This is a genomic window from Thalassospira alkalitolerans (genome assembly GCF_002115745.1).
In the GTDB taxonomy this organism is placed as follows: Bacteria; Pseudomonadota; Alphaproteobacteria; order Rhodospirillales; family Thalassospiraceae; genus Thalassospira; species Thalassospira alkalitolerans.
Window position 1 is genome coordinate 256,535 of sequence record NZ_JFKB01000001.1, and the last position, 24,168, is coordinate 280,702.

24 protein-coding genes and 1 tRNA gene are annotated in these 24,168 nt (G+C 53.3%); 15 read left to right on the forward strand and 10 right to left on the reverse strand.

What is annotated here, in order from left to right:
• Window positions 1-55: 55 nt before the first annotated feature.
• The 4 genes from TALK_RS01140 to rph all read right to left on the reverse strand — a co-directional run bounded on the left by TALK_RS01140 (window position 56) and on the right by rph (window position 3,045).
• Window positions 56-142: transfer RNA gene (locus TALK_RS01140), tRNA-Leu, on the reverse strand.
• Window positions 143-323: 181 nt separating this feature from the next.
• Window positions 324-1,517: a radical SAM family heme chaperone HemW gene (gene hemW, locus TALK_RS01145; RefSeq protein ID WP_085615008.1), complete on the reverse strand. Its 1,194-nt coding sequence runs from the start codon at window positions 1,515-1,517 to the stop codon at window positions 324-326.
• Between the two features lie 109 nt (window positions 1,518-1,626).
• Window positions 1,627-2,229: an RdgB/HAM1 family non-canonical purine NTP pyrophosphatase gene (rdgB, locus tag TALK_RS01150; RefSeq protein ID WP_085615010.1), complete on the reverse strand. Its 603-nt coding sequence runs from the start codon at window positions 2,227-2,229 to the stop codon at window positions 1,627-1,629.
• Window positions 2,230-2,328: 99 nt separating this feature from the next.
• Complete coding sequence (gene rph / locus TALK_RS01155; RefSeq protein ID WP_085615012.1) at window positions 2,329-3,045, reverse strand: ribonuclease PH; 717 nt, start codon at window positions 3,043-3,045, stop codon at window positions 2,329-2,331.
• A 338-nt stretch (window positions 3,046-3,383) separates the two neighbouring features.
• On the opposite strand from rph, the gene hrcA reads away from it, so the two are divergent.
• The 4 genes from hrcA to galE all read left to right on the forward strand — a co-directional run bounded on the left by hrcA (window position 3,384) and on the right by galE (window position 7,106).
• Window positions 3,384-4,442, forward strand: a complete 1,059-nt coding sequence (gene hrcA / locus TALK_RS01160) for a heat-inducible transcriptional repressor HrcA (RefSeq protein WP_085615014.1) — start codon at window positions 3,384-3,386, stop codon at window positions 4,440-4,442.
• Window positions 4,443-4,491: 49 nt separating this feature from the next.
• Complete coding sequence (gene grpE, locus TALK_RS01165) at window positions 4,492-5,139, forward strand: nucleotide exchange factor GrpE (RefSeq protein WP_085615016.1); 648 nt, start codon at window positions 4,492-4,494, stop codon at window positions 5,137-5,139.
• 141 nt (window positions 5,140-5,280) lie between these two features.
• Window positions 5,281-6,027, forward strand: coding sequence for an NAD-dependent deacylase (locus TALK_RS01170; protein WP_085615018.1), 747 nt, complete (start codon window positions 5,281-5,283; stop codon window positions 6,025-6,027).
• Window positions 6,028-6,122: 95 nt separating this feature from the next.
• Window positions 6,123-7,106 (forward strand): UDP-glucose 4-epimerase GalE, encoded by a 984-nt coding sequence (gene galE, locus TALK_RS01175; protein ID WP_085615020.1) that lies wholly within the window; start codon window positions 6,123-6,125, stop codon window positions 7,104-7,106.
• On the opposite strand, the gene TALK_RS01180 is transcribed toward galE, so the two are convergent.
• The gene (locus TALK_RS01180) at window positions 7,090-7,794 is read right to left on the reverse strand and encodes a metalloregulator ArsR/SmtB family transcription factor (RefSeq protein ID WP_085615022.1); all 705 of its coding nucleotides are present in this window, start codon (window positions 7,792-7,794) and stop codon (window positions 7,090-7,092) included. The two genes, galE and TALK_RS01180, sit on opposite strands and share 17 nt — an antisense overlap.
• 95 nt (window positions 7,795-7,889) lie before the next feature.
• Between TALK_RS01180 and TALK_RS01185 the strand changes: the two genes are divergently transcribed.
• On the forward strand, window positions 7,890-8,219 hold the full coding sequence (locus tag TALK_RS01185) for an NIPSNAP family protein (RefSeq protein ID WP_085615024.1): 330 nt from the start codon (window positions 7,890-7,892) through the stop codon (window positions 8,217-8,219).
• Entirely contained in the window at window positions 8,216-8,599 is a 384-nt protein-coding gene (locus tag TALK_RS01190) for an antibiotic biosynthesis monooxygenase family protein (RefSeq protein WP_085615026.1), read from the forward strand. Before TALK_RS01185 ends, TALK_RS01190 begins: the two co-directional genes overlap by 4 nt.
• Window positions 8,600-8,687: 88 nt before the next feature.
• Here the strand turns inward: TALK_RS01190 and TALK_RS01195 are convergent, their stop codons facing one another.
• Window positions 8,688-9,656, reverse strand: coding sequence for a DMT family transporter (locus TALK_RS01195; RefSeq protein WP_085615028.1), 969 nt, complete (start codon window positions 9,654-9,656; stop codon window positions 8,688-8,690).
• A gap of 259 nt (window positions 9,657-9,915) precedes the next feature.
• Between TALK_RS01195 and TALK_RS01200 the strand changes: the two genes are divergently transcribed.
• The 8 genes from TALK_RS01200 (at window position 9,916) to TALK_RS01235 (ending at window position 16,724) form a co-directional block, all read left to right on the forward strand.
• Entirely contained in the window at window positions 9,916-10,854 is a 939-nt protein-coding gene (locus tag TALK_RS01200; protein ID WP_085615030.1) for a LysR family transcriptional regulator, read from the forward strand.
• A gap of 100 nt (window positions 10,855-10,954) precedes the next feature.
• A complete protein-coding gene (locus TALK_RS01205; protein WP_085615032.1) occupies window positions 10,955-11,815 on the forward strand; it encodes a glycosyltransferase in 861 nt (286 codons plus the stop codon).
• Between the two features lie 162 nt (window positions 11,816-11,977).
• Window positions 11,978-12,502 (forward strand): inorganic diphosphatase, encoded by a 525-nt coding sequence (ppa, locus tag TALK_RS01210; RefSeq protein ID WP_085615034.1) that lies wholly within the window; start codon window positions 11,978-11,980, stop codon window positions 12,500-12,502.
• Between the two features lie 125 nt (window positions 12,503-12,627).
• Window positions 12,628-13,194 carry an O-acetyl-ADP-ribose deacetylase gene (locus tag TALK_RS01215; protein ID WP_425444015.1) on the forward strand — a complete coding sequence of 189 codons (567 nt, stop codon included), beginning with the start codon at window positions 12,628-12,630 and terminating at the stop codon, window positions 13,192-13,194.
• A gap of 22 nt (window positions 13,195-13,216) precedes the next feature.
• On the forward strand, window positions 13,217-13,759 hold the full coding sequence (locus TALK_RS01220) for a L,D-transpeptidase family protein (RefSeq protein WP_085615036.1): 543 nt from the start codon (window positions 13,217-13,219) through the stop codon (window positions 13,757-13,759).
• Window positions 13,760-13,828: 69 nt separating this feature from the next.
• Entirely contained in the window at window positions 13,829-14,803 is a 975-nt protein-coding gene (locus tag TALK_RS01225) for a DUF2333 family protein (protein ID WP_085615038.1), read from the forward strand.
• A 165-nt stretch (window positions 14,804-14,968) separates the two neighbouring features.
• On the forward strand, window positions 14,969-15,538 hold the full coding sequence (locus tag TALK_RS01230) for a NifU family protein (protein ID WP_085615039.1): 570 nt from the start codon (window positions 14,969-14,971) through the stop codon (window positions 15,536-15,538).
• Window positions 15,539-15,734: 196 nt separating this feature from the next.
• On the forward strand, window positions 15,735-16,724 hold the full coding sequence (locus TALK_RS01235) for a glucosaminidase domain-containing protein (RefSeq protein ID WP_085615041.1): 990 nt from the start codon (window positions 15,735-15,737) through the stop codon (window positions 16,722-16,724).
• A gap of 137 nt (window positions 16,725-16,861) precedes the next feature.
• On the opposite strand, the gene TALK_RS01240 is transcribed toward TALK_RS01235, so the two are convergent.
• The 4 genes from TALK_RS01240 to TALK_RS01255 form a co-directional block, all read right to left on the reverse strand.
• Window positions 16,862-17,323, reverse strand: coding sequence for a hypothetical protein (locus TALK_RS01240; protein ID WP_085615043.1), 462 nt, complete (start codon window positions 17,321-17,323; stop codon window positions 16,862-16,864).
• A 110-nt stretch (window positions 17,324-17,433) separates the two neighbouring features.
• A complete protein-coding gene (locus TALK_RS01245) occupies window positions 17,434-17,886 on the reverse strand; it encodes a hypothetical protein (protein ID WP_085615044.1) in 453 nt (150 codons plus the stop codon).
• Between the two features lie 108 nt (window positions 17,887-17,994).
• Window positions 17,995-20,262, reverse strand: a complete 2,268-nt coding sequence (locus TALK_RS01250; protein WP_085615046.1) for an NADP-dependent malic enzyme — start codon at window positions 20,260-20,262, stop codon at window positions 17,995-17,997.
• A 384-nt stretch (window positions 20,263-20,646) separates the two neighbouring features.
• Complete coding sequence (locus TALK_RS01255) at window positions 20,647-21,144, reverse strand: hypothetical protein (protein ID WP_085615048.1); 498 nt, start codon at window positions 21,142-21,144, stop codon at window positions 20,647-20,649.
• Window positions 21,145-21,328: 184 nt separating this feature from the next.
• Between TALK_RS01255 and mutS the strand changes: the two genes are divergently transcribed.
• A complete protein-coding gene (mutS, locus tag TALK_RS01260) occupies window positions 21,329-24,052 on the forward strand; it encodes a DNA mismatch repair protein MutS (protein ID WP_085615050.1) in 2,724 nt (907 codons plus the stop codon).
• Window positions 24,053-24,168: the final 116 nt, after the last annotated feature.

Here is a 24,168-nt window from a genome sequence, read left to right on the forward strand (position 1 = left end):
GCAAAAACCAGCCCTGAACAACAATACCCCAGCACATTATCAATGTGCTGGGGTATGGTGCCCAGGAGAAGACTCGAACTTCCACGACCTTGCGATCACTGGCACCTGAAGCCAGCGCGTCTACCAATTCCGCCACCTGGGCATAGGGGCTTGTGGTATTCGTCCCGGTTTTATCCGCCGGAACGGGGCGCAATATACGCTGCCAAAGCCAAGTGTCAACATCCTTTTTGACGGTTTTGCAAAACGGATCGGTCAAAGCAGGTTACATTGCGAAAACACGCGGAATTTCTATAGGTTTAAGGGGAATTATGGCCCAGTCCACATCACGCCGAAGTATCGAACAGATATCTGAGAACCCCGTTCAAACGGTTCCGCCCCTGATCGGTAGTCCGCAAACCGGTTTGGTCGCAGATCAAATCACCCGACACAATCAAGGTTTCAAGCCGTTCCTGATCCAAGACATCGCGTGGCCCCTTGCCAACAATCCTTTCGAACCGGGCGGTCGGGATGGTTTCATTAAGGCGCAAGCCCATCATCACCATTTCAATCAACCGCTCACCGGCAACCAAGGCGGTTTCTTCCTGCGTGCCATGGCCTTGCTTTTCCACCCGATCCAACCAAATTTCCGGCGCCCGGTGACGGCGTACGGCCATTGGTTTCGTACTGCCATCAGGCTGGATCACGGCTTCGCGGCCATGCGCACCCGGACCAATGCCCAGATAATCACCATAACGCCAATAGACCAGATTATGGCGGCTTTCCTGCCCCGGACGAGCATGATTTGAAACCTCGTAACAGCCATAGCCAGCCGCCTTAGTTTCTTCCTGAGTGATTTCATAAAGGTCGGTCGCCAAGTCTTCGTCAGGCACCACCAAGTCACCGCGCTGATGCAAAGTATAAAACTGCGTACCCGGCTCAATCGTTAACTGATAAAGCGAGATATGACCGCGCGCGATATCAAGCGCCTCGCGCAGTTCACGCCGCCAAGCATCCGGATCATGTTCGGGTCTTGCGTAAATCAGATCGAACGAAAACCGGTCAAAGACATTGGCCGCAACATCAAGGGCGCGCATGGCCTCGTTTGCATTATGCACCCGTCCCAAAAACTTAAGGTCACGGTCATTCAACGCCTGAATACCGATTGACACGCGATTGATACCATTGGCTGCAAAAGCTGAAAACCGGTTGATTTCAACCGTGCCCGGATTGGCTTCAAGCGTGATTTCGATGTCATCGGTCACCGGCCAAAATGCCTTGATATCGGCGATTAAGGCCCCGGCGGTTTCCGGGTCCATCAGCGATGGTGTGCCACCGCCAAAAAATATCGACCCAACCGTGCGACCGGGATGGCGAGCCGCCCCAACAGCCAGTTCGGCGCGCAATGCAGCCCGCCAGCGTGCATGATCAACCTTGTCCGCGACATGGCTGTTGAAATCACAATACGGGCATTTCGAAAGGCAAAACGGCCAATGAATATAGATACCAAACGGGGCGGCTTCGGCGCTGTTCTGGGACACGCGGTTCTCGATCTTCGACTAACGGAAAGATATAACGTAACACGCACCGCTGATCGTTTCATCAGCGATGCGTGCATGGGTTCAATGCGGGCATACCGCGATTGATTTCCTAATCCTGTTTAAAACAGGCCTTGACCAATTGGCGGAACGCATCCGCCCGGTGGCTCATTTCATGTTTCTTTGCCGGGTCCATTTCGCCAAAGGTCTGATCATATCCTTTGGGCAAAAAAATAGGGTCATAGCCAAAACCGTGCCGACCGCGTTTGGGCCAGACGATTTCGCCTTCGACCCGACCTTCAAAATTCTCGACATGGCCATCCGGCCAGGCAAGTGACAGGGCACAGATAAAGGCTGCACGACGATCAGGATGAGCCCCAATGCCGTTCTGAACCTTCTCCATCGCCATATCAAAATCCTTGTCCGGCCCAGCCCAGCGCGCCGAATAAATGCCCGGTGCGCCATCAAGGGCAGAAACAGCCATACCGCTGTCATCTGACAAAGCGGGCAGATTAGCAGCCTTGGTTGCGGCAAGCGATTTCAGCTGCGCATTACCAATAAAGCTATTTTCGGTTTCTTCGGGTTCGGGAAGGTTCAAATCCCCGGCTGAAATCACTTCGATCCCAAAGGGATCAAGTAATTCAGCAATTTCCTTGATCTTGCCTTTGTTATGGCTGGCGATGACAAGTTTTTTTTCCGTAAAGCGACGGGCCATGATGCTGCCTAGAGATATTCGGGTCGTTAAGACGAAGACCGATGGGAAACGCAAATGCAATTTCGGACGGGCCGCTTAACGACCCGCCCGACGTAATTCTTAGACGCCAATCGCCGCACGCTGTTTGGCAAACAGCTCTTTGCAGCCTTTTTCCGCCAGATCGAACATCTTGTCATAAGCAGCGCGATCAAACGGCACATCTTCGGCAGTTGCCTGAACTTCAACAATGCCACCATTGCCCCCCAAAACGAAATTGGCATCGGCACCGGCATTGCTGTCTTCGGCGTAATCAAGATCAAGAACCGCTTCGCCTTGATAAATCCCACATGAAATTGCCGCAACCGCCTGGGTCAGCGGGATTTCCTTGATCAGGCCAAGACGACGCACACCCTGAAATGCCAAATGGGCGGCAATATAGGCACCCGTGATTGATGCGGTACGCGTGCCGCCATCGGCCTGAATAACATCACAATCAAGGCGCATCTGCATTTCGCCCATGGCTTTAAGGTCGGCCACGGCACGAATCGACCGGCCAATCAAACGCTGGATTTCCTGAGTCCGGCCCGACTGACCACCGCGTGCGGCTTCGCGCTGCATGCGGCTATCAGTGGCACGCGGTAACATACCATATTCTGCCGTGATCCAACCCTTGCCGGAATTACGCATCCAGCCCGGCACCTTGTCCTCGACCGTCGCGGTGCAAATCACATGGGTATCGCCAAATTTAATCAGGCAGGAACCCTCGGCATATTTGGAAACACCGGTTTCAATGGAAACGTCGCGAAGCTGATCGAAAGTACGGCCGGATGGACGCATGGGGTCTAAACCTCTTTGTTCTGGATCAGATCAGCCTTCATGGCCGATCTCTAATAGCTGAAATTAGGGCCAAAGCTACTTATCCTAATCTTAAAGGTCCAGCTATTTCCCCGAAAATCGCGGCAAACCTGCCAATTTTAATCATCCTGAAAATACAGGATCAAACCCGATTTACGGTGGTCTGCATCCTGATTTACGGATCCGTGCAAGCATTTAACCAACAAAGCCACCATTCGTTGAGCCAGCTTCATTGACGCCCGCCCTTGGTCTGCCTAAATTGTGCCTGACTGGAATTCACAATATTCAATGTAACGCATCTGGTTTTGATCAGGATTGGCATGGCGCTTTTGGACGATACATTATTAGGCGACATGAATACGCGATCACGCGAAGTCTTTCGCCAGATTGTTGATGCCTATGTCGAAACCGGCGAACCGATCGGATCACGGTCCATCGCGCGCCGCATGTCGGAAAACCTTTCGGCGGCAACCATCCGCAATGTGATGTCCGACCTTGAAGAAATGGGTCTTTTGGTCGCACCGCATGTTTCAGCTGGGCGATTGCCCAGCGAAAAGGGCCTGCGTCTTTTCGTCAATGCCCTGATGGAAGTCGGCGATCTGCCCAATGCCGAACGCGATCAACTAACCAAAAACTGCGAACAGGCCGGATATTCGCTGGATCAAATGCTGGGTGAAGCCACCAGCATGTTATCGGGCCTGTCGCGTTGTGCCGGGCTGGTCGTCGCCCCTAAAACCGATGGAATCCGCTTAAAACAGATTGAATTCGTTGCCCTTTCACCGGGCAAAGTCCTTGCGGTTCTGGTGTCCCAGAATGGCAATGTTGAAAACCGAATCCTTGATGTTCCGCTTGATTTGCCGCCCTCGGCATTGACAGAAGCGTCGAACTATCTAAATACCCGGCTAGCCGGAAAGACACTTGATGACGCAAGGCAATTGATGGGTCTGGAACGCGATCGCATCAAACAGGAACTCGACGAATTGTCGGCGGGACTGATTGATGCCGGTCTGGCAACATGGGCTGGTGGGGTCAAGGGCTCCTCCCTGATCGTCAAGGGCCAGTCGCAATTGCTTGATAATATTGACACCATCGAACAGCTTGAAACTGTCAGACGGCTGTTTAATGTGCTCGAAGCTCGCGACCAGATGATCGAATTGCTTGATGTCACCTCGATTGCCCAAGGGGTACAGATTTTCATCGGATCCGAGAACAAATTGTTCGGCGGATCGGGACTTTCGATGGTGATTTCACCCTATCAGAACGATGAAGGCAGCATTGTGGGTGCAATCGGGGTTGTCGGACCGACCCGGATCAATTATGCCCGGATCATTCCGCTGGTCGATTACACCGCCAAGTTGGTCGGGCGACTGATTGGATAAACGTTGGCGCTGCGTGTCAGGCCACACAAACTGAAGGTACAGGTTAGCCATGTCGGAAACCGCAAATAACAACCAGGAAGATCAGCACGGCAACACGCCGGCAGACGACTCCATCGTTGAAAACATCGTAGAAGAGGCGATGAACGCCGAAAGCAACGACGCAGCGGCCAACAATGATCCGGTTGCCGCCCTTGAGGCCGAAGTTGCCGAACTCAAAGACCGTCTGCTGCGCGCCGCTGCCGAGGTGGAAAACACCCGTCGCCGGGCGAAAAAAGACGTTGAAGACGCTGCAAATTATGCGATTACCAAATTCGCCCGCGACCTTCTTGATGTTGGCGACAATCTTCGCCGTGCGCTGGAAGCCGCTGGCAATGATGCGGATGCCGATCCGGCAATGAAAACGCTGATTGATGGCGTTGAAATGACCGAAAAAACCCTGTTGAAGGCGATGGAACAAAACGGCATCAAAAAGCTTGAACCGCTTGGCGAAAAGCTTGACCCGAACCAGCATCAGGCCGTGTTTGAAATGCCCAATCCTGCTTACCCAGATGGCCATGTCGCCCAGGTAATGCAGGCCGGTTACGTGCTTAAGGACCGTCTTCTGCGTCCAGCTATGGTTGGGGTGACCAAAAACCCGACCGGTCAGGATGGCAGCAAGAACGATGAACCGGGCGGCAATATCGATACCTCTGCCTGATCCGACGTAATAGTTTTGGAACCGGTTCTTGCGAATCGGGTTCTATACGGCCCTGCTACCATCGTGGCGGGGCCGTTTTATTTTATGCCAACCGACGCTATACTCGCCCGACTGGAACATATATCTTCGATTGGAAACTTCATGCCGCTGGGCCGCGATATCATCAACATCCTGCGTGACGAAGCCGCCCCGATTGTCATTCTGACCGGGGCCGGTATCTCAAAGGAAAGCGGGCTGCATACCTTTCGCGATCCCGATGGCATCTGGGCACGTTACGATATTTCCGAGGTCGCAACCCCGGACGCATTCATCAACAATCCTGATCTGGTCCATCATTTCTATAATGACCGCCGCGCGGCCCTAATCGACCCGGATATTCAACCCAACACCGCCCATCGCGCGCTTGCCAGGCTTGAACGCGAATGGCCCGGTGATGTTTTACTCGTCACCCAAAATATTGATGATCTGCATGGCCGCGCCGGATCAAAAAACCTGATCCATATGCATGGTGAATTGCTTAAAATCCGCTGCAATCACTGTGATCTTCTGACCCACTGGTCCGATCCGCTTGGCCGCGAAACGCCCTGTCCGGCCTGTGGAAAATCCGGCGGCTTGCGCCCGCATGTCGTCTGGTTCGGAGAAATGCCGCTTGAAATGGAACGCATATATGCAGCCCTTGCCGATTGCGGCCTTTTTATTTCTATCGGCACGTCGGGCAATGTCTATCCCGCTGCCGGGTTTGTCCAAACAGCCCGTGACGAGGCTGGGACCGAAACCATCGAACTCAACCTCGAACCCAGCAATGGCGCGACCCTGTTCGATCACAGCCAATATGGCCCGGCAACCGAACTGGTTCCGGCCTTTGTCAACGCGTTGCTGACCCCCTGATAAAGGCTTTGCGCTGGCGACAGTTAAACACTTATGGCACTAATCGCTTTCCAACATAGACCACGCCCCAAATTATTTAGCGGATACAGACAGTTATGAAAAATATATTGGTTACAGGGGGCGCTGGATATATCGGTTCTCATATCTGCCTGCATTTACAGGCAGGTGGATTTCACCCCATTGTTTTAGATAACTTTTCCAATGGCCATCGCGATGCCCTTGCGGCCGATATTCCGGTCATAGATGGCGATATCCGTGATCAAACAGCGCTGGATCTGGTCTTTGAACGCTATCACCCGGATGCGGTTATTCATATGGCCGCCCTGATCGAAGCCGGGGTTTCCATGCGCGAACCCGCCCGATTTTATGACGTAAACACCCATGGTTCGATGGTTCTGCTTGATGCAATGCGCCGTCATGATTGCAACCGGATCGTGTTTTCCTCGACCGCCGCAGTTTATGGTAATGCCGGGCTTGAATATCTTGACGAAACCCTGCCAATCCGCCCGGAAAGCCCCTATGGCAAATCAAAGGCCATGGTTGAAACCATTCTGGCGGATTACGCATCAATTTATGGTTTTCATGCGCTGGCGTTGCGCTATTTCAACGCCGCCGGTGCCGACCCCGCCGGACGCGCTGGTGAACGGCACGATCCGGAAACCCATCTTATTCCTCTCGCGCTTCAGGCGGCGGCAGGCCTTCGTGACGGGATGAAAATCTTTGGCACCGATTATGACACGCCCGACGGAACCTGTATTCGCGACTATATTCATGTTGATGATCTGGCAAATGCCCATATCGCCGCCCTGCATCATGTAATCGGGCAAACCGATCCGAATTTCGACAGCATCAATATCGGCACCGGCGATGGCTGTTCGGTAAAAGACATCATGCAACTCTGTCAGGACGTCACGGGTCGCAAATTTGCTGTCACCAATGAAGACCGCCGCGATGGTGATCCTGCCCGCCTGATCGCCAACCCGGCAAAGGCAAAGGCCGTGCTTGGATGGACGGCCAAATATACCGATCCACGCGATATCATCGCCCATGCATGGGCGTATTTCACAAAAAACGACTGATCGTTTCCGGGGCGTCGCACAGCGATTTAAAAGACTGTTCCCCCTTCGGACTAAACGTCACAATCCGCGAATCCTTGCTGCGTCTGGCCCAACCCAGATCATAAAACCGGCTCAGCAATGCCGCCCCGAATGCCCCGGCCAAATGTGATTGCCGCGCACTCCAATCCAGACATTCCCGACAAAGCGGCCGACGATTACGTCGCAACCCGTCAAGATCAATCCCGAATTCATCGGCAAAACTCACCCCGGCATCACTCAGCATCACGCCATTATGGTCACTGACGATCAGTTTACGGGCCGCAAGCCCGGAAAACAGGGCAACCCCCATTTCCCCCGCCAGATGGTCATAACACACACGTGCTTTTCGCAATGCCGGGTCCTTTGGCCCCGTCCGCACCCGGTTATGCCCCACCCGATTGGCAATTCCCATCAAGACTTCCAAGGCCTCGACAATATCGGGACCTGACAGCGTGAAGTAACGATGGCGCCCTTGTCTACGCAATGTCACGATCTGCCCGGCCTCAAGTTTGGCCAAATGCGAACTTGCGGTTTGCGGGGTTACACCGGCTTCTTGCGCCAGTTCAGCCGCGGTTAAGGCACGGCCGCTCACCAATGCAGTCAACATATTTGCGCGTGCCGGATCGCCAAGCAATGCAGCTACGCGGGCAATATCGGGTCCTTCTTTCATAGTTCGATGTTAATCGAAGCATCCGAGTGAAACAATCAGGATAATGCGGTCTGTCACCACATTCCTGACACCCCCTGACTTAACAAGGATGCCCCATGATTACCTGTTTCATTCGCTATGAAATCGATCCCTATAAAAAGAAAGCCTTTGGTGAATATGCCCGTAACTGGGGCGAAGCAATCCCGCGGTGCGGGGCCGATCTGGTCGGGTATTTTGCCCCGCATGAAGGATCGATTTCAACCGCATACGGGGTTTATCATCTGCCCGATCTGGCATCCTACGAAGCCTATCGCGCCCGGTTGTCACAAGACCCGCTGGGTCGTGAAAATTACCAATTCGCCCAGCGCGAAAAATTCATCCTGCGCGAAGAACGCCAGTTTTTCAAAATCGCTTCCACCCCGCATGCGGAGCTCATAACACCATGATTGCTGTCATTTTCGAAGTTCTACCCCATGCCCAGCATCGCGACGCCTATTTTGCGATTGCCAAAGACCTGCGTCCGATCCTTGAAACCATCGACGGTTTCATTTCAATCGAACGGTTCGAAAGCATGGCTGAACCGGGCAAGGTATTATCCCTGTCGTTCTGGCGTGATGAACAGGCCGTCATGGCCTGGCGCAATATCGGCGAACACCGCATGGCCCAGCACGAAGGCCGCACCAAGATTTTCAAAGATTACCGACTGCGCGTCGCCGATGTGCTGCGTGATTATGGAATGCATCAACGCACCGAAACGCCAATCGATTCCCGCAATCAACATGACGGCGTACTGTCTTCTGAAAACACCGACGAAAGTCATGAATAAGGCGGCGGAAAGCCAGCGGTGACTAAAACACAGCCATAATACCGTCGAACAAAGGCAGAGATAACGGCATAGGCGTAATATTTACGCGCTATGCCTCTGCTGCGGCCTTGCCTGCTGGCTCGATCTCATCTTCCACGTCATTGTCATCTGCGCCCTCGCCATCGGCAGGAACAATCGCCACCGGTTTTGCCCCGCCTTTGTAATCGAGCAGGGAAACGGCCAGAACAACAATCGCCGCCCCGATAAAAATGACCGGCACAGGCAACATATCAAAGAAAATCAGATCCATCGCCACCGAGAATGGCAGGGCTGTATAAGCCGCGGGTGAAATCACGCTGGCATCGGCAACCCGGACCGCACGCAACACCATGTAATTGGTCAACATGGCAAAGAAACCGGCGCTGGCTGAATACAGCCAATCGGCAAGGGCGGCCGGCTGCCACATGATAATCGCAACTGGCACCCAGATGACAAAGGCAACAATTTGTGGCCAGAACAGCATCGAAAAATTGGTCTCGGTCCGGGTCATGATCTTGGCATAAAGCGTCTGGGCCGAAAAACAGAACGCCCCAATTAACGCCGCCGCAACGCCCAGCGGCACACCGAACCCATCCATCTTGGGCACACACATCACCCAGACACCGACAAGGCCCAGCACGGTCGCGATCAATTTACGCGCCGTTAGCTTTTCACCCAGAATCACCACCGCCAGCATCACGGTCAGCAAGGCCTCGATAAATAAATAGGCATTGACCTCGGCGATACTCATTTGCCGAAGCGCAAAGAACACGAAAAACAGCGATCCGTACCACAACACACCCCGCGCCAGATGTGCATAGGGCCGTCTGGTGCGAATCTGCCGTGTCCCGATGAACATCACAATGACCAGAAATACGACGACCGTCGTCACCGCCCGCATGGCAAGAATTTGTGCAGTCGGCACATCATGAGAAACCAGCTTGGCACAGACATCGACGAAAACACCCGATGCCATGGCGGCTGTCATCCATAAAACGCCACGCAAATTGCCACTGAGGCGCAAAAGCGTCCCGGTCATCACTTAAGTCCTGATCTTTGAAAAAAGGGGGGTTTCCGACTACGGGGGGTCGACTACTGCGGGTGGCGCAAGGAGACTATCTAACGTCGGCCGGAAACCCTTTCTGACGACGATACTGCCCGCAAAAATCGAAAAATACGACTGAGGAGTTTTCAGCCATTGATGAGAATTTTTTGCCCCAAACTGCCAGCAGTCCTGATACACAGGAACCAATCAGAAAAACATGTCCTCGCCATACTTTGCCCCACGGAAACGTTTGATGCGCCGGAAACTGCCCCCATTACGCGCGCTTGTCGCCTTTGAAGCCACCGCCCGCCATCAAAGCGTCAAGATCGCTGCCGAAGAACTGCATGTCACCCAAAGCGCGATCAGCCACCAGCTCCGCCAGCTTGAAGAAAGCCTTGGCGTAGTCCTGTTTGTCCGTAAGGGTCGCGGGCTTAGCCTGACCAAATCGGCAATCCGCCTTTTGCCCCGCCTGACCGAAGCCCTGGATGGCATTGCCGATATCACCGGTGAAGTCGGCCCGGACAAGGGCAAGGCCATCCGCATCGGGGCGCTGGCCACCCCGGCGCTAACGGTTCTGCTTTATGAACTTGGCAATCTTCGCGGTCGTTTGCCCACCGATATTCCGGTGCAATTTCGCAAGATTGAATTTGACGATGATCTTGATCCGCTGGAAATCGATCTGGCGCTTCAAATCGCCCCCAAGGACTTGCCCGGACTTGATGGCTGGGTCACCGAACTTCTGACCCCGGAAATTTATACTGCCTTTGCCGCCCCGCAATGGCTGGCAGAACGCGGCTTTGATGCCGGTAACATCGATGTCAAAACACTCAGATCACGCGATATTCTGTTGATCGACAGCGACAGCGAACAGTTTTCGCAAATCGCCCAATGGTTCGATAGCCCGCATTTCTCGCTCGATGATTGCTGGACCTTTAGCCACCATATCTGGGCACTTGAAGCCGCACGTGCCGGTCAGGGCATTGTCGCCAGCACCGATGTGGTGGCGCGCAACTTTGTTGATCGCGGCGAACTCGTGCCGCTTAATTTCCCCGATTTCGTATCACACTGGTGGTATCGCCTGCTAATCCGCCCGGCGCGAGAAAAAGACCCGGTCGTCATCGAAGCCGCCAATTGGATTCGCGAATTGATCAATCCCCATACGGCGTCGCTATCACGCAAGAAACCACTGTAACAGCCTTGTCCATTGCCCCCGGTGATACGGGACGTTACAAACAGGCAATGATCAATTGATACGCCAAACAAACACTTGGGATTTCCGAGGAAAGAAATTAATGAACGGTCTGATCTCAATTATCGTATCTACCTATAACTGGCCCGAAGCACTTGAACGTGTTCTGGTCTCGCTTGAAGATCAGACAGATCGTAATTTCGAGATTGTCATTGCGGATGATGGTTCGCGGGACGAAACCCGCACCGCCATTGATCAGTTCAAAGCCAAAACATCCCTGACGGTTAAACATTTTTGGCAAGAAGATGTTGGTTATCGCCTGTCCCAGGTACGCAACGGCGCCATTCATATCTCCGAAGGCGAACTTGTCATCTTTACCGATGGCGATTGCTGCCTGATGCCCAATTTCATCGCGTCACACAGAAAAGTCGCCGAACAGGGCTGCTTTGTGACGGGGAAAAGGGTTTTTCTGAAATCCCGGTTTACGAATTTCATCCTGAACCGCAAGCCTTCATTCCATAAATGGCCGCGCGGCGTCTTGTTCATGCTTGGCTTGCTGGCACAATGCAATCGCCCGTTTCAGTTTATTCCTTTGCCGCAAAGCAAAAGCAGCCTTTGGCAACATGAAGACTGCTGGAAAAAAGCGCAAGGCTGCAACATTGCGGCCTTCCGCAAGGATATCGATGCGGTTGCCGGTTTCGATGAAAGCTATATTGGTCACGGGCTTGAGGATTCTGATTTCATCCTTCGCCTTCTAAGGTTGGGTTTAAAGCGTAAAAACGTCGAATACACCTCGCCCGTGCTGCATTTATATCATGGTCGATCCCTGCCGCAGCGACATCAAAATGCCAATCTTAATCCGGCCAAATTTGATGCCCTGATCGCAGAAACCAACCGCTTTTTGCCTAACGAAAGCCTGCTCTTGGGGTCTGACAAAAAAGCCGCCACACAACCGGCTCCCTGAATTTCGACCAATGGTGCATATGCGAAGCCTTGGAAGTCGTGAAATTTCGCGATAAAAGGGCCGCATCATTCATTGTCGGCGCATCAACGCGTTCGAAACAGACAATTGCCGTCCCGTGCACACCACGGGGCATTCTGAAAAAAGCGAAAGGGATTTTCCCAAATGGATCTCAGCAAGATTGCCGTTGGCAAAGATGTTCCGTGGGACGTTAATGTCGTAATCGAAATTCCGCAGGGTGGACCGGTCAAATACGAAGTCGACAAAGACTCAGGCGCTGTATTCGTTGACCGCTTCCTGCATACCTCGATGTATTACCCGGTCAATTACGGTTTCATTCCAAACACCCTTGGTCTGGACGGCGATCCGGTCGATGCCATGGTCATGTTCCGCGAACCGGTCGTTGCCGGTTCGGTCATCCGTGCCCGTCCGGTTGGTGTGCTTATGATGGAAGACGAAGCCGGTCAGGACGAAAAACTGATCTGCGTTCCGCATGACAAAGTCGATCCGTATTACACCGACATCAAATCCCACGAAGATCTGCCGCAAATCCTGCGCGATCAGATTCAGCACTTCTTTGAGCGTTACAAAGACCTCGAAAAAGGCAAATGGGTAAAAGTTACCGGTTGGGAAGGCGCTGAGAAAGCCGCCAAACTAATCGAAGAAGGCGTTGCCCGCCTCGGCAAATAAGCCAAGCTGCATCACATGATTTTACAACGCCCTGTCATCTGGCAGGGCGTTGTTTTTGACAATCTTACAAAAAATCTACATAATCTCAGATGGTTGGGGAACCACATCGACAAAGGTAGCATTCCGTGTCTGTGCCTGTACCCGGTGGCAACATCCCCGTACCTGCCCCCAAAGACCCAATCGTCATTATCGAGGCCGACATCACCACCCTTGATGTTGATGCCATCGTCAATGCCGCGAACGAGGCACTTTTGCCCGGTGGCGGGGTTTGCGGTGCCATTCATCACGCTGCCGGACCAGAGCTTGCCCATGCCTGCCAAGCTCTCGCCCCCTGCCCGACCGGCGAGGCCCGCATTACTCCCGGTTTTAACCTTCACGCGCGTTACGTCATTCATACAGTCGGACCTGTCTGGCATGGCGGAAATCACGGCGAACCCGATCTGCTGGCTTCCTGTTATCGCAATTCCATCAAGCTTGCCCGCCTGCATGGCCTGAAATCCATCGCCTTTCCGGCCATTTCGACCGGTATTTTTGGCTATCCAGACGACCTTGCCGCCGATATCGCCGTATCAAATTTACGCGAACATGTTGCAAGTGACGCCGCAACGCCACAAATTTACCTTTGTTGTTTCTCAATTTCCTCACGTCAAAGTTTGGAAAAAGCCTGCAAAATTCAATCCCATGAAGTCTAGGGACACAGAGACCAAACCCCCGATGCAAAGCAACCTGCAAACATATACCGCACCTGAACCGGTCGAGATGATTGTCTCGCCTAACGGCGTGCTATGCTTTGACGACAGAGAATTTCGCTGTGCGCTCGGCCGCAACGGTATCATTGACGCCGATGCCAAAATCGAAGGCGACGGTAAAACACCGGCGGGGGTATGGCGATTGCGCTATGTGATGTATCGGGCGGATCGTCGGGCAAGCCCGCATACCGATTTGCCGGTCACGACCATTTCATTTTCCGATGGCTGGTGCGACGACCCGGCTCATGCCGATTACAACCGCCCGGTAAGGCTACCATTTTCAGCCAGCCACGAAAAACTATGCCGCAAAGACGGCATCTATGACCTGATTGTTGTCCTGGGTCACAATGACGATCCCCCAATCCCTGGCAAAGGGTCGGCTGTCTTCATGCATATCGCACGTCCCGACTATTCAGGAACCGAAGGTTGCATCGCTCTTGCCGAACCAGATCTTGAAACGGTACTGTCAATGTGCACCCCGGAAAGCTATATCCGGATCAATATGTAAAATCAGAGGCTTGTCCTAAAGCCAATGAGACCCTAGTTTCATATGATACACCATTGACCGGGACGGATCATGATTGAAGACGATTATCTCTACAAAAAGAACGGTATCGCTGGCATCGGATCTCGCCTGACGGGTATTTTCAGATCCGGCAAGTTCTGGCTGCGCAGCCTTGTCGTTCTTGTATTGATTGCCATTGTCTATTATCCGGCCGGCATGGCACTGGTGCATAAAATCGACGACAATCCCAATTTCGCTGGTGATTATCAGGGCGGCAGCCATTCCGTAAGCACCGCAATCGGACTGATTAACCGCGAGATCAATCAAAACCGCTGGACGGCAAATGATCCGTTCTTCCTGCCAGGTGCGGCACTCGACAATATGCCGAACTTTCAGACCGGCATTGTTTATGCCCTGTCACGGTTTGCGATCGAGCTTTCCGATCAAATCGGCCGAACACGCGGCTCAAGCCAGGTCGATCCCGATCTTGATAACGCCGCCGGTCTTTTGAAATTCCGCGGCGACAAATGGGTGTTTGACCCCAGTATATCTTTGCTGCCCGGTGTCAGTTCGGAGCAACAATATCGTCAGGCCATCGCGGCACTTGAACGTTATAACCAGCGTCTGGCCGAAGGTCAGGCCGTGTTTGAACGGCGTACGGATAATCTGCAGGAAACACTGAACCGCTTTGCCAATGATCTGGGATCGGCATCGGCCCTGATTGATGACAAGGTCGATGCCCCATCTCTGTTTGATCGCACCGCTGATGATGTATTTTATGCCACCAAAGGCCGTCTCTATGCCTATAGCCTGATCCTGCGTGACCTTGGCACCGATTTCGAACAAGTAATAAATGAACGTCAAGTCGCACCGGCCTGGGCGGAAATGATCGGCTCGCTTCAGGCCGCAAGCGCCCTTGATCCACTGGTTGTGGTCAACGGGTCGGCAGACGGCATTATTTTCCCCAACCATCTGGCGGGTTTGGGCTTTTATTTATTGCGCGCACGCACCCAGATGCGTGAAATCAGCTCCATCCTGCAACGATAAAATCAGGTTGCCGTGCTTCACCGTCCGATTATGAATACCTGAGTTGCGCACTCAGACTTGATCTTTTGCTGATTTTGCCCCATTTAGGGCCTAACCAGATACAGTAAGGTTCACCGCGCGGGCCGTTTTCTGCCCCGGTGACCAGAGTGAGAGGACAAGCCGAAAATGTTCATTCAGACCGAACCGACCCCGAATCCGGCGACGCTGAAGTTCCTACCGGGCGAAGATGTCATGGGCCGTCAGGGCACCGCCAATTTCACATCAACCGATGCAGATGTGAAATCGCCGCTCGCACGTAAACTGTTTGAAATCGACGGAATTACCGGTGTGTTCCTTGGCGGTGATTTCATCACCATCACCAAGGATGAAGCCAAAGACTGGCAAACCTTGAAGCCGCAGATTCTTGGCGGCATCATGGAACATTACACGTCAGGCCTTCCGGTTCTTGAACAAAACTCTGGTGCCGCAACCGGCACCAGCACCGCATCCGAAGGCGACAACGAACTGGTCAGCCAGATCAAGGAATTGCTTGATACCCGTGTGCGTCCGGCTGTGGCCCAGGATGGCGGCGATATTGTCTTCCACAAATTTGAAGACGGCGTTGTTTTTCTGGAAATGCACGGCGCATGCGCAGGCTGCCCCAGCAGCACAGCGACGCTTAAAATGGGCATCGAAAATATGCTGCGTTATTACGTGCCGGAAGTTCAGTCCGTTGAATCGGTCATGGCCGACTAATTTCCCGATTCGCGAAGATTTTTTCCGCCCGGCGCGCACAAAATGCGATGCCGGGCGTTATTGTTACGCCCGGAACGCAAACGCATTTAAGGGAAAATTAACCTTTATGACATTGCCGGTTGCGAACAAGGCGGGACGCAGGCATAGATAACAGCTTGCTTGGGATGGACAGGTTTACTGATCCTGGAGAAACGAAATGAATAGCGCAGAAAAAGGCAGTTACCGTAAAATTGCGCTTGCTTCAGTATTTGGGGCGGTGGGTTTACTGTATACTGGCATTCTTGGCGGATGGAACATTTCACCAGAACCCAAGGGTATGGGCTTTGACGAAACCGTGGCAGCAACTGTTGCGCCCGAAAAGAAAAACGTCAAACCGCTGTACCGCCGTGATCCTGAAGTCGTCGCTCTTAATCAGTATTACAAAAGCATTGGCTATAAACTTGCCAGTGTCGAAGAAATTCCACGCATCTATATCAAGCGCGTGCCAAAGGGCTTGCGCGACCTGACATCAGTGACCGAGCGCAAACAGATTTTCCTGCGCATCATGTTGCCGCTTGCGCTGCGCCTGAACGAAGAAATTGCCGCGCGCCGTGATCGTTTGATGATGATCCAAAGCAAGAAATATTCCGGTGATCCGATCAGTCTGCCTGAAAAGGAATGGATTGATCAGATGATGAAACGTTATCGTGTGACCGATGGCAGCATCACGGCCCTGCTGGAACGGATCGATATCATTCCCCCGTCTTTGATCCTGGCCCAATCAGCCGAGGAAAGCGGTTGGGGCACATCACGCTTTGTCCGCAAGGGCAATGCCCTGTTCGGTCAATGGGCATGGGATGAGGACGACGGTATTGTTCCAGAAGACCGTGAAGAAGGCAAAACCCACGTCATCAAATCATTCGACAGCCTGATCGACAGTATCCGGGCCTATGCGCGTAATATCAATTCACATCCTGCCTATGCCGAATTGCGTGCCGAACGCGCCAAACTGCGCGAAGGTGGTGACGTTGTTCGGGGCTGGGATCTGGCGGATACGCTAACCAAATATTCGGAACGCGGCACGGAATATGTCGAATCCCTTCATGCCATCATGCGGGTAAACGGGCTTGATGCTTTTGACGGCATGAGCTTCGCCGATGGCGAAATGCCCTCTCCGCCAAGCGTTCTGGCACTGCTTGACGACTGATCCACAATCACACCACGTGACACAGAAAAAGGGACTGGATTTTTCGGTCCCTTTTTCTATTTTTGATCATCAGAGCCTAAAAATCACAGACCATAATCCACCAAATCAACGATCAGGACCATCAACATGTCCCGCGCCTAGGGGCGATAAATCCAGCCCCTTTCCGATTTGACCAATCGGATTTCATTTTCAATACTGCGTCTGTCACCAGTACTGAACGCGCCGTCCTTAAGCGCAAGCATCTTGGTCTTCACAAGGTCAATGGCATCACTGACTGTGTCGCCAACCGTATCAAGATCGCCAGCCGATTTACCCTTTTGGGTGACATCATCGGCAAAATCAGCAACCGAACGGTCAAAGACCAGCTCGTAGCGAACCATCACAACGGTTTCGTCGTCATCTTCCTTGATACTATTGGTCTTGCTGACATTTTCAACATGACCGACCTTGGCATAAGGATCATCCCGGAAACGTTCGATCACTGCCGTGGTGATTTCATCAACGCTTGGTCCTTCGGCCGAATTTTCCTCGCAGGCGGATAACACTACAACGGCTGGCAGAAACAGGAAAAATGCAAAAAAGTGACGGATCCGGCGCATCAATAAATTCCTTATGCGTGAAATGCCTGAAGTCGAATTATATGCGATCTATCGCAGCCCGATGTGGCAGAAATCGGGCCAAAGGCCCATCATCCAAGACCCCGATGATGTCAGGGTTGCGCGATCCACGCGCCTTTTATCTTAGCGAAATCGACATCACGGGCCACGTCAAAACGCTGTCCCTTTTCAAATTCGCCGTATCGCCCGGTCATACCGGTCAGTTCCACCGTGCCAAGAATACCAATATACCCGCTGAACCGGGCACGTTCCGTCTCAGATACCGATCCCGGATCAGCAACGATCTGAATAACATCGGCAAAATCGGTATCAAACACCAACTCGTATTGCATCGAAACCCGAATACGCCCCCCGGCACTTCGTCTGGCATCGGAACTGACAATGTTTTCCAGATGCGACACCAGGCCCAACAGGGTCTCGTCATGCAATTCATGCAGGCTGGCTGCAATCTCGGCCTCGTTCGGACCGGGTTCGCTACATGCTGTCAGCACAAGCAATATAGCAACCAGTCCGACACGCCATTTGCGTGAAAATTCCGAAATCACGTCCCCACCATCACAGGTTGTTTTTAGTTATATGACGCGGTCATAAAGTAAAATGGCGGAGATTGCATCTGCAATTCCGCCATTTCAAAGATAGTATTTTACCGATACTTAGCCGTGTTCAGCCTCATGCGCCGCAAGAGCCGCCAGATTGACAAGGTCATTGACCGTGCTGCCCATCTGGGTGATTTGCGCCGGTTTTTCAAGCCCGATCATTACCGGACCAACAACCGTGCCCCCCCCCAACTTATCCAGTAACTTGGATGCGGTGGTCGCCGCGTGAAGGGCCGGCATCACCAAAACATTGGCCGGGCCGGAAAGACGGCAGAACGGATACAGTTTCAGTAATTCGGTATCAAGCGCGACATCGACCGCGATATCACCATCAAACTCGAAATCAACATCACTACGTTCAAGAATGCCAACCGCTTCGCGGATACGGTCTGTATCCTCGTTCCAGGGGTTGCCAAACGTCGAATGCGAAACCATCGCCACACGGGGCTCATGGCCAAGCTGACGGGCCTTCTCGGCCGCCTGGATGGCGATCTCGGCCAATTGTTCGGCATCGGGCATGTTATGAACACGGGTATCGGCGATAAACACCGTCCGGCCCTTGGCAATCGCAATCGACAGCCCCATCGGGATTTGCCCCGGCTTGGCATCAATCACCAAACTGATATCCGTAAAGCTGCGATGGAAGTTCCGCGTCAGGCCGGTAATCAATCCATCCGCATCGCCTTTGGCCACCATAACGGCGGCAAAGACGTTACGTTTCTGATTAACCATGCGCTGGCAATCGCGCCACAGGAAACCTTTGCGCTGCAGGCGAGCATACAGGAACTCGGCATAATCCTTGTTCTTATCTGACAGGGCAGCGTTGCTGATCTCGACCCCGTCAAGGTTTTCAATCCCCAATGCTTTGGCCGATTCCGCGATCCGGTCTTCCCGACCGATCAGGATCGGCGTGCCATAGCCCGAATTGCGATAGGCCACTGCCGCACGAATAACGGTTTCCTCTTCGCCCTCGGCAAAGGCAATGCGTTTCGGATGGGCGCGGACATAATCGGAAATCAATTGCAAATGGGCCGCCGTCGGATCAAGGCGACTGCGCAACTTGTTTTCATATTCCGCCATATCAATGATCGGACGGCGCGCAACCCCACTATCCATTGCCGCCTGGGCAACGGCCTTGGGGATGGCAATAATCAGGCGCGGATCAAACGGAGCCGGAATGATATATTCCGGACCATATTGCAAGCGGCGCCCGGAATAGGCGGCTGCGACCTCGTCAGGGACATCTTCACGGGCCAGTGAAGCCACCGCATGGGCAGCCGCAATTTTCATATCTTCGTTAATCGTCGATGCCTGAACGTCAAGCGCCCCACGGAAGATATAGGGGAAGCCCAGAACATTATTGATCTGATTGGGATAATCCGAACGTCCCGTCGCACAGATCGCATCATTGCGGATCGCGGCCACTTCTTCCGGGCTGATTTCCGGGTCCGGGTTGGCCATGGCAAAGATGATCGGCTTTTTGGCCATGTTTTTGACCATCGCCGCTGTCACCGCCCCTTTGGCCGACAGACCAAAGAACGCATCCGCACCATTCATGGCATCATCAAGCGTCCGGGCGTCAGTTTCAGCAGCATGGGCTGATTTCCACTGGTTCATGCCGTCTTCACGGCCTTTGTAAATCACACCGCGCGTGTCACACATGATGACATTATCGGGTGACACACCCATGCTTTTAACCAGCTCACAGCACGCAATCGCCGCCGCCCCGGCCCCATTGATCACAAGCTTGATCTCTGAAAGCTTGCGCCCGGTCAGATCACAGGCATTGATCAGGCCCGATGCGGCAATAATCGCCGTACCGTGCTGATCATCGTGAAAAACCGGAATATCCATAATTTCGCGCAGACGTTGCTCGATGATGAAACATTCCGGTGCCTTGATGTCTTCAAGGTTAATCCCGCCAAAGGACGCGCCAAGAAAGCGCACGCAATTGACAAACTCGTCGACATCCTCAGTCGATACTTCCAGATCAAACCCGTCAACATCGGCAAAGCGTTTGAACAAAACAGCCTTACCCTCCATCACCGGCTTGGAGGCCAGCGCACCAAGATTGCCAAGACCCAAAACGGCTGTACCGTTGGAAATTACAGCAACGATATTGCCCTTTGACGTATAGTCATAGGCCGCAGCCGGGTTCTTGGCGATCTCAAGGCATGGCACCGCCACACCGGGGGAATAGGCAAGGGAAAGGTCGCGCTGGGTGGTCAGCGGCTTGGATGGGGTGATTTCGATTTTTCCGGGGCGGCCACTTGAATGAAATAACAGCGCTTCACGGTCACGAACTTTGATTTCTTTATCTGACATGTATTTTCACTGACGCTTGCGTGGTGGATTGAAAAGCGATGAGTAAGTCCAGGGTCCAAATTTATTTACAAATCCGGGCAACCGGCACAGTCATGTAAATAAGTTTGGACCCTAATCCTGAACCCGACAATCGCAGTGTGGGACCGCCTTTGCCGGGTCACCCAATAAATCAGGCTTCGCGCCCGGGGTCAAAGCCGACGTTAACGGCAACCGCAAAATTACGTAACGTTTTCCGTATGTTGCGACGCAGCATTCAACCGCGGCATTGCAAAAAAATCTGCTGATGACAAAAATGGCCCACCTGAAATGCCGCACCAAAAAGAAATTACCCTGCAAACATTTGCTTGCAGGGTAATTTAAAACAAACCGGTTTCAGGCCCGATATCAGCCCTGATGCAGGTGGATATTTTCCGCACCGTGTTTTTTCAGGATCGCGGTTGCCTTGGCTTCCGCCCCATCCGTTTCCGGATCAATCCGCACCCACAGAATAACAGACCCGGCATCCACCGCACGGGCGAAATCTTCGGTATGCGGGGTCGATGTGACTTCTTCGATGAATTCACGCAGTGCCACGGCACCAACCCCTGCACCAACGGCCAATGCCACGGGGGCGGTTGCCGCACCGCCAAACAGGGCAATGGCGCCTGATGCTACAATCGGCACCTCGTATTTTGCTTCGCCAACCAATGCGGTCAGAACATCGGACCAAGACCGTCCGTCTGATCCAGCAACATCAATCGATTCGTGCGAACTTAAAACCGACAGATCCGTGCGCGAAAATCCGCTGTCGCGCAATTCGCGAATTGCGGCATCAAAGCCGTCCTTGGTATTGAACAATCCAACCAGTTCCGGTGCCTGACGGGTCGCTTGGTCTGCTGCCATCTTCTTATCTCCTTGGTCACTGGTTTTTCGTCGCAATCCGGGCCATCATAGGCCCTTGACCGAACGCATTATACTTTAACATATTCTATGGAAATTCAGGCGTTGCAATGGCATAGGTCAAAAACTATTGCTTGGCCGTCTGATCTCCTCGTCAATGTCTTCAGGGTTTGATATCACACTCGTCATGAACAAAATCGCCGATCCATCCAATACCAAATCCACCGCACTTTCGTTTGATACCGAAGGTGCGACTCCGATGATGATGCAGTTCCTTGAAATTAAGGAACAGTATCAGGACTGCCTGCTATTTTATCGGATGGGCGATTTCTATGAATTGTTTTTTGACGATGCCGTCAAGGCCGCCGAAGCCCTTGATATCGCGCTGACAAAACGGGGCAAGCATCAGGGCACCGAAATTCCCATGGCCGGTGTTCCGGTTCATAGCCACGAAAACTATCTTCAGCGTCTGATCCGCAAGGGTTTCCGTGTTGCCGTCTGTGAACAGATGGAAGACCCGGCCGAAGCCAAAAAACGCGGTGCCAAATCCGTGGTTAAACGCGGTGTCGTCCGCCTGATCACGCCCGGCACCCTGACCGAAGACAGCCTGCTGGATGCCCGGCGCCATAACTATCTGGCCGCCGTATCGGAAATACGTGGCAAGGTCGGGCTGGCCTGGCTTGATATGTCGACCGGTGATTTTTATGTCCAGCCAAGTGACATGGGCGGATTATCCGCCGCCCTTGCCCGGCTTGACCCGGGCGAACTTCTGATATCGGACAAGCTTCTGAACCGTTCAGACATGTTTGATATCTATACTGATTATAAAGACGTCATCACGCCGCAGCCCGCATCGCGTTTTGATGCCGATAACGCCCAGCTTCGCCTGAAAAAGCTTTACGAAGTTGCTGCCCTTGATGCATTTGGCGGCTTTGAAATTGCCGAATTATCCGCCGCCGGGGCGCTGATCGATTATGTCGATCTGACCCAAAAGGGCCAGATGCCGCGCCTTTCCCCACCACAACGGCTGGCACAGGGCGCCGCGATGGAAATCGATGCGGCCACCCGTCGCAGTCTGGAACTGACCCAGACCCAATCGGGCGAACGCAAGGGATCGTTGCTATCCGTGATCGACCGTACCCGTACCGGGGCCGGGGCGCGCCAATTGGCGGCACGTTTATCGGCCCCGCTCACCAATGCTGGTGACATCAATAAACGTCTTGATCTGGTCAGTTATTTCCATGATCGCGATGGCTTGCGGTCCGATCTGCGCGCGGCATTGTCGGAATGCCCCGATATTGAACGCGCCCTTTCGCGCCTGTCGATTGGGCGCGGCGGCCCGCGTGATTTGGCGGCGATGCGCGATGGTCTGGCTTGTGCCTTTGCGATTGGCAACCTATTGCACAAACCCGATGGCGGCAATGACGGCCTGACGACCCAACCACCCGCCTTGGCCGACCATCTGACCGCTATGGGCCATCACGGCGATCTGGTTGATCTTTTGCGCCGCGCCCTTGGTGAAAGCCTGCCATTGATGGCGCGTGATGGCGGGTTCATCGCCGGGGGGTATCACCCGGCACTTGATGAACTGCGTATGCTGTCAAGCGAAAGCAAAAAGCTGATTGCCAATCTGCAAGCCCGCTATATCGAACAAACGGCGATTTCTAGTCTTAAGGTCAAACATAACAACGTACTTGGCTATTTCATCGAAGTTCCAGCCAAACAAGCTGACAAGATGATGGATGTCGATGAGTTTATTCATCGTCAAACCATGGCCAATGCGGTGCGTTTCACCACGGTCGAATTGTCCGAACTTGAAAGCAAGGTCTCCAAGGCCGGGGATCAGGCACTGGCGCTTGAACTTGAACTGTTCGACACCTTGGTCACAGGCGTGCTTGAACATGCCGATCCGATTGCGCGCTGCGCACAGGCGCTTGCCGGGCTGGATGTTTCCGCCGCCCTGGCCGAATTGGCCCGTGATCAGGGATGTGTCCGCCCCAATATCGATGAAAGCCTGGCGTTTGATATCCGCGCCGGGCGTCATCCGGTGGTCGAAGCCGCCCTTCGCGAAAATGCCAGTTCGCCCTTTGTCGCCAATGATTGCCGTCTCGAAGACGAACAAAGCCTGTGGCTGATAACCGGCCCGAACATGGCCGGTAAATCGACCTTCCTGCGCCAGAATGCCCTGATTGCGGTTCTGGCCCAGATCGGCGCGTTTGTTCCGGCGCAATCGGCCCATATCGGCGTGATTGACCGACTATTTTCGCGTGTCGGTGCGGCCGATGATCTGGCGCGTGGTCGATCGACCTTTATGGTCGAAATGGTTGAAACCGCCGCCATCCTTAATCAGGCCTCCAACCGGTCACTGGTGATTTTGGATGAAATCGGGCGTGGCACGGCGACCTTTGATGGTCTGTCAATTGCCTGGGCGGTGGTTGAAAACCTGCATGAAATCAACAAATGCCGGGGCCTTTTCGCCACCCACTATCACGAACTGACCGCCCTTGCCGCCAAACTGGCCCATCTGTCGTGTCACACAATGCTGATCAAGGAATGGCAGGGCGAGGTTGTCTTTTTGCACGAAGTTGGTGCGGGCAGTGCGGATCGGTCCTATGGCATTCATGTTGCCCAATTGGCGGGCCTGCCCAAACCGGTGATCAAGCGCGCCGAACAGGTGCTTAAAACCCTTGAAAAGGGCCAACAGGGTGGTGCGGTTTCCAAACTGGCCGATGATTTACCACTTTTTGCCGCCGCGATTGAACAGGTCAAACAAGAAGAAAAATCCAAAACCCCGGCCTTGTCGCCAGAACAACAGGCTTTGCTTGATGCGGTAACGGAAATCGATCCCGATAATCTGACCCCGCGCGAAGCCCTTGATACGCTGTATCGTTTGCGTGCGATGCGCGACTGATCGGACGACACAGAAATAGTCGCGTGATAAATCCCGATAAATATCGGCCAACGCATTAAAAACAGGCACTTTGCCCTTATATCAGGCAGGTGCCTGTTTGTTTTTTGATGCTACAC

What these genes read in the sequence shown, in the direction of transcription:
- TALK_RS01200 (WP_085615030.1), top strand. Translation starts at nt 9,916, where the DNA reads ATGCGCCGGAAACTGCCCCCATTACGCGCGCTTGTCGCCTTTGAAGCC.
- galE (WP_085615020.1), top strand. Translation starts at nt 6,123, where the DNA reads ATGAAAAATATATTGGTTACAGGGGGCGCTGGATATATCGGTTCTCAT.
- rdgB (WP_085615010.1), bottom strand. Translation starts at nt 2,229, where the DNA reads ATGGCCCGTCGCTTTACGGAAAAAAAACTTGTCATCGCCAGCCATAAC.
- TALK_RS01170 (WP_085615018.1), top strand. Translation starts at nt 5,281, where the DNA reads ATGCCGCTGGGCCGCGATATCATCAACATCCTGCGTGACGAAGCCGCC.
- TALK_RS01225 (WP_085615038.1), top strand. Translation starts at nt 13,829, where the DNA reads ATGATTGAAGACGATTATCTCTACAAAAAGAACGGTATCGCTGGCATC.
- TALK_RS01195 (WP_085615028.1), bottom strand. Translation starts at nt 9,656, where the DNA reads ATGACCGGGACGCTTTTGCGCCTCAGTGGCAATTTGCGTGGCGTTTTA.
- TALK_RS01205 (WP_085615032.1), top strand. Translation starts at nt 10,955, where the DNA reads ATGAACGGTCTGATCTCAATTATCGTATCTACCTATAACTGGCCCGAA.
- TALK_RS01255 (WP_085615048.1), bottom strand. Translation starts at nt 21,144, where the DNA reads ATGGCAGCAGACCAAGCGACCCGTCAGGCACCGGAACTGGTTGGATTG.
- TALK_RS01180 (WP_085615022.1), bottom strand. Translation starts at nt 7,794, where the DNA reads ATGAAAGAAGGACCCGATATTGCCCGCGTAGCTGCATTGCTTGGCGAT.
- ppa (WP_085615034.1), top strand. Translation starts at nt 11,978, where the DNA reads ATGGATCTCAGCAAGATTGCCGTTGGCAAAGATGTTCCGTGGGACGTT.
- TALK_RS01235 (WP_085615041.1), top strand. Translation starts at nt 15,735, where the DNA reads ATGAATAGCGCAGAAAAAGGCAGTTACCGTAAAATTGCGCTTGCTTCA.
- TALK_RS01220 (WP_085615036.1), top strand. Translation starts at nt 13,217, where the DNA reads ATGCAAAGCAACCTGCAAACATATACCGCACCTGAACCGGTCGAGATG.
- rph (WP_085615012.1), bottom strand. Translation starts at nt 3,045, where the DNA reads ATGCGTCCATCCGGCCGTACTTTCGATCAGCTTCGCGACGTTTCCATT.
- grpE (WP_085615016.1), top strand. Translation starts at nt 4,492, where the DNA reads ATGTCGGAAACCGCAAATAACAACCAGGAAGATCAGCACGGCAACACG.
- TALK_RS01185 (WP_085615024.1), top strand. Translation starts at nt 7,890, where the DNA reads ATGATTACCTGTTTCATTCGCTATGAAATCGATCCCTATAAAAAGAAA.
- TALK_RS01250 (WP_085615046.1), bottom strand. Translation starts at nt 20,262, where the DNA reads ATGTCAGATAAAGAAATCAAAGTTCGTGACCGTGAAGCGCTGTTATTT.
- hrcA (WP_085615014.1), top strand. Translation starts at nt 3,384, where the DNA reads ATGGCGCTTTTGGACGATACATTATTAGGCGACATGAATACGCGATCA.
- TALK_RS01190 (WP_085615026.1), top strand. Translation starts at nt 8,216, where the DNA reads ATGATTGCTGTCATTTTCGAAGTTCTACCCCATGCCCAGCATCGCGAC.
- TALK_RS01240 (WP_085615043.1), bottom strand. Translation starts at nt 17,323, where the DNA reads ATGCGCCGGATCCGTCACTTTTTTGCATTTTTCCTGTTTCTGCCAGCC.
- mutS (WP_085615050.1), top strand. Translation starts at nt 21,329, where the DNA reads ATGAACAAAATCGCCGATCCATCCAATACCAAATCCACCGCACTTTCG.
- TALK_RS01230 (WP_085615039.1), top strand. Translation starts at nt 14,969, where the DNA reads ATGTTCATTCAGACCGAACCGACCCCGAATCCGGCGACGCTGAAGTTC.